The 5,633-nt window shown below is 71.0% G+C and carries 7 protein-coding genes; 5 read left to right on the forward strand and 2 right to left on the reverse strand.

Annotated features, from left to right (window positions below):
* From ACR2FV_RS01215 to ACR2FV_RS01225, 3 genes are all read left to right on the forward strand, one after another.
* Nucleotides 1–1,351: OB-fold nucleic acid binding domain-containing protein (locus ACR2FV_RS01215; RefSeq protein ID WP_434013906.1), on the forward strand; the 1,351-nt coding region annotated here is incomplete at its 5' end.
* A 43-nt stretch (nucleotides 1,352–1,394) separates the two neighbouring features.
* Nucleotides 1,395–2,636, forward strand: coding sequence for a DNA polymerase IV (dinB, locus tag ACR2FV_RS01220; RefSeq protein WP_434013907.1), 1,242 nt, complete (start codon nucleotides 1,395–1,397; stop codon nucleotides 2,634–2,636).
* A gap of 140 nt (nucleotides 2,637–2,776) precedes the next feature.
* Nucleotides 2,777–3,211 carry a DUF3040 domain-containing protein gene (locus ACR2FV_RS01225; RefSeq protein WP_434013908.1) on the forward strand — a complete coding sequence of 145 codons (435 nt, stop codon included), beginning with the start codon at nucleotides 2,777–2,779 and terminating at the stop codon, nucleotides 3,209–3,211.
* A gap of 55 nt (nucleotides 3,212–3,266) precedes the next feature.
* Here the strand turns inward: ACR2FV_RS01225 and ACR2FV_RS01230 are convergent, their stop codons facing one another.
* Both ACR2FV_RS01230 and ACR2FV_RS01235 read right to left on the reverse strand, forming a co-directional pair.
* The gene (locus ACR2FV_RS01230) at nucleotides 3,267–3,746 is read right to left on the reverse strand and encodes a DUF456 domain-containing protein (RefSeq protein ID WP_434013909.1); all 480 of its coding nucleotides are present in this window, start codon (nucleotides 3,744–3,746) and stop codon (nucleotides 3,267–3,269) included.
* Nucleotides 3,747–3,807: 61 nt separating this feature from the next.
* Entirely contained in the window at nucleotides 3,808–4,026 is a 219-nt protein-coding gene (locus ACR2FV_RS01235) for a DUF7455 domain-containing protein (RefSeq protein ID WP_434013910.1), read from the reverse strand.
* 164 nt (nucleotides 4,027–4,190) lie between these two features.
* Between ACR2FV_RS01235 and sigK the strand changes: the two genes are divergently transcribed.
* Nucleotides 4,191–4,751: an ECF RNA polymerase sigma factor SigK gene (gene sigK / locus ACR2FV_RS01240; RefSeq protein WP_434013911.1), complete on the forward strand. Its 561-nt coding sequence runs from the start codon at nucleotides 4,191–4,193 to the stop codon at nucleotides 4,749–4,751.
* Nucleotides 4,748–5,440: an anti-sigma factor gene (locus ACR2FV_RS01245; RefSeq protein ID WP_434013912.1), complete on the forward strand. Its 693-nt coding sequence runs from the start codon at nucleotides 4,748–4,750 to the stop codon at nucleotides 5,438–5,440. Before sigK ends, ACR2FV_RS01245 begins: the two co-directional genes overlap by 4 nt.
* Nucleotides 5,441–5,633: the final 193 nt, after the last annotated feature.

A 5,633-nucleotide genomic window follows, 5' to 3' on the forward strand; every position in this document is an offset into this window, starting at 1 on the left:
CCCAGTGTGCGGGGTTGTGGCGCACCGCGTTCCGCCGCACCCGTTTTTTCTTGAGGGTCCGCCTCTTTTCGACCCGACTGACGTTGCCTGGCCGACCCGCGTCGGCCGGCCGACCGACGTCGGCCGGGTGGATGCCGAGATGGCCAGGATCGAGCGGCGGGCCGGCGGCTACGGCATCCGGCTCTCCCTCGCCGAGGTCAAGGGCATCAGTGAGGAGGAGGTGATCCGGATCGTGGCCGGCCAGTGCTACTCCGATCTCGCCGACTTCTGGCAGCGGGCCCGGGTGAGCCGTCCGGTCGTCGAGCGGCTGGTGCTGGCCGGGGCCTTCGACGAGCTGCACGCGGTCGGGGCCGGGCGAGGCGTGCGCCGCAGCGGTCCGACCCGGCGCGACCTGCTGCTGCACGTCGCCGAGCTGGACCGGTGGAGCAGGCAGAGCCGCGGCGGTGCTGGTGGAGGGCGGAGCCGTCGAGGGAGCACGGGACGAGGGGGCACCGGGCGAGGGGGACAGGCCCCTCCGCCGGCCCTCGGCGAACCTGTCGACCACCGCGCCGAGTCAGCAGCCCGCGTCGACGACGTCGGTGCCGGTGAGGTCGCGGCCCGGACCGTCGCCCAGTCCCAGGGCACCCGCAGCTGGCACGCCCGACCGGCCGCTGCCACCCAGCTGGCACTGGACCTGGGTGACGAGCCCAGGGTGCACATCGGCAGTGGTCTGCCCGAGATGACCCCCCAGGAGCAGACGACGGCCGAGCTCGAGGTGCTCGGCATGGATGTCAGCGCGCACGTGACGACGACCTACCGGCCGATGCTGCAGGAGCTGGGGGTGACGCCGGCCGACCGGCTGCTGGAGCGCCGCAACCACGCCGAGGTGCTCATCGCCGGCGCCAAGGTGGCCACTCAGACACCGCCGGTGCGGTCCGGGCGCCGGGTGGTCTTCCTGACCCTCGACGACGGCACCGGTCCCAGCGACGCCACGTTCTTCGAGGACGTCCAGGGCCCCTACGCCGGCCTCGTCTTCCACTCCTGGCTGCTGGTCGTGCGCGGCGTGCTGCGGCGCACCGGGCCACGGGGTCGCTCCGTGCGGGCCACCGCCGCCTGGGAGATGACCCACCTGGCCCACGTCTACGACACCGAGGGCATCGAGGCGGTCCGTGCAGTCATGGACCGGGCCGAGCAGGAGGCGCTCGCCGGGGCGGCGGGTGAGGGTGCGCAGGCGGGGCGCCGGGTCCTGGTGCACGCCTCCGGGTTCCGACAGTCGCCCTATGCCGATGTCGCCCCCGCGGGCACCGGAGCACGGGAGCGCCGTGCGGTCGGCAAGCTGTGGCACTCCAGCCCCGGGAGCTCCGGATGGTGAGTCAGCACACCGTCGCGCAGCAACAGCCTCCGGTGCAGCCGACGTGCAGCCGTCCGAGGTGAAGGGGGCCGAAGGATCCGAGGGCCTCGGCTGCACCGTGCTGCACGTGGACATGGACGCGTTCTACGCCTCGGTGTCCCTCATCGCCCACCCCGACCTGCGCGACCAACCGGTCATCATCGGCGGCGGCTGGCGCAGCGTGGTGCTGTCGGCCACCTACCCGGCCCGGGCTTTCGGCGTGCGCTCCGGGATGCCCATGGCGCGAGCCCGGCGACTGTGCCCCACGGCCAGCGTGCTGCCACCCGACTACGACGCCTACGCCCGGGCCTCGGAGGCGGTGATGGCGATCTTCGCAGTGGTGACTCCCGTGGTGGAGCCGGTCTCGATGGAGGAGGCCTTCCTCGAGGTCTCCGGTGCCCGTCGACGGCTGGGGCCCCCGGCGCAGATCGCCCAGTGGATCCGTGACACCGTCGCCGACGAGCAACAGATCACCTGCTCCGTCGGTGGCGCCGCGAGCAAGGCGGTGGCCAAGATCGCCTCGCGTGCGGCCAAGCCCGACGGTGTCTGCCTGGTGCCCCCGCACGAGGTGGTGCCGTTCCTGCATCCCATGCCGGTCGGTGCACTCTGGGGGGTGGGGGAGGCCACCGAGGCCGAGCTGCACCGGCTGGGTCTGCACACCGTCGCCGACCTCGCCCATCTGCCGCTGGCCACCCTGCGGCGGGCGCTCGGCCGCGCCGCCGCCGAGCGCCTGCATACCCTGGCCTGGGGCACCGACGCATCGCTGCACCCGGTGACCCCGGCCCGGACGGAGCGCAGTGTCGGCAGCTCCGAGACCTTCGCGCACGACATCGCCGACCCGGAGCTGATCCGGCGTCAGCTGCTCCGGCTCAGTGACCGCACGGCGACCCGCATGCGGCACGCCGGGATGCTGGGACGCACGGTCGTGCTGACTGTGCGCTTCTCCGACTTCACCACCATCACGCGCTCCCGCACCCTGCGAGCCCCCACCGACGTGACCCACGAGATCCATGACACGGCATGCCGTGCCTATGCCGCACTCGGGCTGCAGCGGCCCCGGATCCGGCTGCTGGGGGTGCGAGTCGAGGGCCTGACCGCGGGGGCCCAGACGCCCCTGCAGCATCGGCTGGACGCCCCGGTGCACGGCTGGCGCGACGCCGAGCGCGCCATGGACCGGGCTGCCTCACGGTTCGGTCAAGGTGCCGTCAGGCCGGCGAGCCTCGTCGGTCTGACTCGCCGCAGCGAGTTCGATGGGAACCCCCGGTAGTGCTTCGTGCGTTTACGACTTATCCTGGTGTCAGGACATTGAGTCGAGGACACTGCCGTCGAGGACGTCGTCGTCGACGCTGGTGTTCGCCCACCTACGGATCGTGACGACGGTCCGACTTTGAGTATTCGGAGGTTCCCGTGCCGCTTTCCGACCATGAGCAGCGCGTCCTGGAGCAGATGGAGCAGGCGCTCTACGCTGAGGACCCGCGGTTCGCCTCCAATCTCAAAAGCAATCGGGGAGGCACCGCCACCCGGCGACGCGCCGTCGTCGGCACCCTCCTGGTCATCGCCGGACTCGGTCTGGTCATTCTGGCTGTGACACAGCAGATGATCTGGTTGGGTGGGCTCGGCTTCGGAGCCATGGTGCTCGGCGGCGCGCTGATCTTCTCCCCCCGTCCTCAGGGGGCCCAGCTGGGCGCGGTCCAGCCGGACGGCACGGTGTCACCCGGAGGATCGACCGCAGTCAAGGGGGTTGTGCCCAAGAAGGGCAGGTCCTCGGAGAAATCAAGCGGCTCCTTTATGCAGCGCATGGAGCAGCGGTGGGAGAAGCGGCGCGACGACGGGCCTCGCTGAGCCCGACCCGCGCACGTCCTCTCAGCCTCGTCGGCCACGTCCCCTCAGCCACGCCTCACAACAGCCAGAGGGCCGCGACCCAGGTCGCAATCATCAGCAGAGCCGTCGCCAGCTCGATCAGAATGTTGAGCCCGATCGCCCGCAGCGCGTGACCGGTGGCTCGCCAAGCATCCTCGTGGGAGTCGCGGCGCACCCGCTGCACCAGGTAGATTCCCAGCGGGAACCCGAGGAGGGCCCCGATCACCGGGATCAGGATTCCGAGGGCGATCGCGACGACCACGGCAAGCACCAGGGTGCTGGTGCGCACCCCGGCCCGCCGCATCCGCTGTCCCGGGACGAGGTACTCCACCACGGCGCCCACGGCATACAGGGCCGTGACAATCCCCACGACCCACCATGCCGCAGCGCCACCCTCGGTCAGCGCCCACAGCAGCACCCCAACCCAGATCAGCAGCAGGCCGGGCATCACCGGCAGCACCACACCGACCAGGCCCACCAACATGAAGCCGGCGCAGACGAGGACGATGGCGCTCACGAGGAGAGTCTGTCAGTCCTCGAGCCGACAGGGCCGCAGCGTGCAGCCCTGACGGAGCGGGTCAGCGCGCGGCGGGGTCCTCGTCCTCGCGCAACCGGTGCGACTCGTCCGTGATCTGGACGTCCTGAAGGTTGCGCAGCTTGTCGAGGTGCTCACGACCGTGGTGAGCGCAGAAGTGCAGCTCCAGGTCGTCGCCGATTCGAGCGCGCACGAAGGCCTGCGCTCCGCAGCGGTCGCACCGATCGGCGGCGTTCAGTTCGGGTGCCAGGGTGGCGTTCACGTCTGTGCTCCTCTCCATACGGTGCATCTGTCGGGCGGACGTGACCTGCTCGGAACGTCCGAGGTGGCATCCAGTGAAGCACGCCACCGTGATCGGTCAACGCGGCACACCGGCCGAATGTGTCTGGTTCTGCCGTCGGCGTAATGTGGTTCATGATGGGATCCATGCCAGCGTCGTCCGACCCCAACCTCGCGGGGTTGCTCTCGGCGACCGCGGACGGTGACCAGGAGGCGTTCGCCGAGCTCTACGACCTGACCAGTGCGCGGGTGCACGGTCTGGTGGTGCGTGTCCTGCGGGACGTCGCGCAGGCTGAGGAGGTCACCCAGGAGGTCTATCTGCAGGTATGGCGCAGCGCCGGGCGCTTCGATGCCCACCGGGGCAGTGCGCTGTCCTGGCTGCTGACGCTCGGGCACCGCCGGGCGATCGACCGGGTGCGTTCGGCGCAGTCCCAATCCGACCGCGACCAGGCCTACGAATCCCGTGCTGACCGTCCGACACCCGATCCGACTGCGGAGGCCGTCGAAGACAGACTGCAGGGCCAAGGGGTCCGCTCCGCCGTGAAGGAGCTGGGCCCGCCGCATCAGGAGGCGCTGGAGCTGGCCTACTTCGAGGGGCTCACCCACCAGGAGGTCTCTGAGCGGCTCGGTGTGCCCCTGGGGACGGCGAAGACCCGGATCCGTGACGGGTTGCGCAAGCTACGAGATCAGACGGGAGGTGCGCGATGAGCGCTGAGGACACCAAGTCCCACGTCGAGGACCTGCTCGCCGCGTTCGCCCTCGACGCGGTGGACGAGCAGGAGCGCGCGCTGGTGGAGGACCACCTGCGTGACTGTCCCTCCTGTGTCGGCGAGCTCGCGGACTACGCCGACACCGCGGCCCAGCTCAGCGAGGGCCTGGAGGTCGCTCCGCCGCCCCAGTTGCGGGATCGGCTGTTGGACGAGGTGGCCCAGGAGGCCGCGGTCGTGCGGCCGATGCGGCGCTCGGGGCGTGCCGCCCGCTGGCTGGCCGGTGCGGCCGCGGCCGGGTTGATCGCCGTCGGCGGATGGGGCATCTGGAGCCTGCTGGAGGAGGACCTGACCCCGGCCCAGGAGGTGGTCCAGGCGGCCGACGCCGTGGAGCATGAGGCCACGGTCGAGGGTGTGCAGGTCACGGTGGTCACGTCGCAGGAGCGGGACGGTGCCGTGTTGCTGGGTGCCGAGCTGCCGGAACTGGAGGAGGGCCAAGTCTACCAGGCGTGGTACGTCCGACCGGACGGCGGCGTGGACTCCGCCGGGGTGCTCGCCGATGCCGGAACCGACGCGCAGCTCTCGGGGGACCCCCAGGGGTCCACGGCGATCGCGCTGAGTGTCGAGCCCACGGGCGGCTCGCAGCAGCCCACCACGGAGCCGATCGGTGCTATCCCGCTGCAAGGCTGAGCGCTAAGAGGCTGAGAGGCTGAGGCCCGAACGCCAAGAGGTTGAGCCTCGGTGGTGAGCGGCAAGACTGGACAGGGGGCGGGAATGCACACAGAGGAGGGCGCAGACGTCCCACCGCCCCCGCCCTCCCGCGCCGATCGTCCCCGAACCACCAACGAGCAGCAGCTTTTGCCCCCACAGCCCCCACACCGAC

This window comes from Ornithinimicrobium sp., assembly GCF_051004135.1.
Taxonomy (GTDB): domain Bacteria; phylum Actinomycetota; class Actinomycetes; order Actinomycetales; family Dermatophilaceae; genus Ornithinicoccus.

What these genes read in the sequence shown, in the direction of transcription:
- sigK (WP_434013911.1), top strand. Translation starts at nt 4,191, where the DNA reads ATGCCAGCGTCGTCCGACCCCAACCTCGCGGGGTTGCTCTCGGCGACC.
- ACR2FV_RS01245 (WP_434013912.1), top strand. Translation starts at nt 4,748, where the DNA reads ATGAGCGCTGAGGACACCAAGTCCCACGTCGAGGACCTGCTCGCCGCG.